General features: G+C 68.7%; 1 pseudogene. It reads right to left on the reverse strand.

What is annotated here, in order from left to right:
- Positions 1-142: 142 nt before the first annotated feature.
- A pseudogene (locus KZZ06_RS20165) lies at positions 143-377 on the reverse strand (recombinase family protein); the annotation flags it as partial.

Here is a 377-nt window from a genome sequence, read left to right on the forward strand (position 1 = left end):
GATGAGCCCGCCCCCGCGGTAAAGTGAGGAGGTGAGAGCCGCCGACGAAGACGAGGGCGTCGCGTTGATTGTTCGCTGAGTTACGGTCGAGACGAACGGGTCGTGAACGGTTGCCGCCTCGGAAGAGCTGCGAGGGTGGCGGCTACACCGCTCGTGTGATCCCGGCGAGGGCCATTTCGCGATAGACGGTGGCGCGGCCGAGCCCGACCTGGCGCCCCGCTTCCGTAGGCGATAGCCCGGCTTGGACGAGTTTCAGGGCGGCCACGACCTTGTCCGGATCGACCGGTTGCCGGCCCGGACGCTTGCCTTTGGCACGGGCCGCCGCGATCCCGTCCTTGGTGCGCTCGGCGATCAGCCGCCGCTCGAAGTGGGCGATC

The sequence above is a fragment of the Sulfitobacter sp. CW3 genome (genome assembly GCF_019392245.1).
Taxonomy (GTDB): domain Bacteria; phylum Pseudomonadota; class Alphaproteobacteria; order Rhodobacterales; family Rhodobacteraceae; genus Sulfitobacter.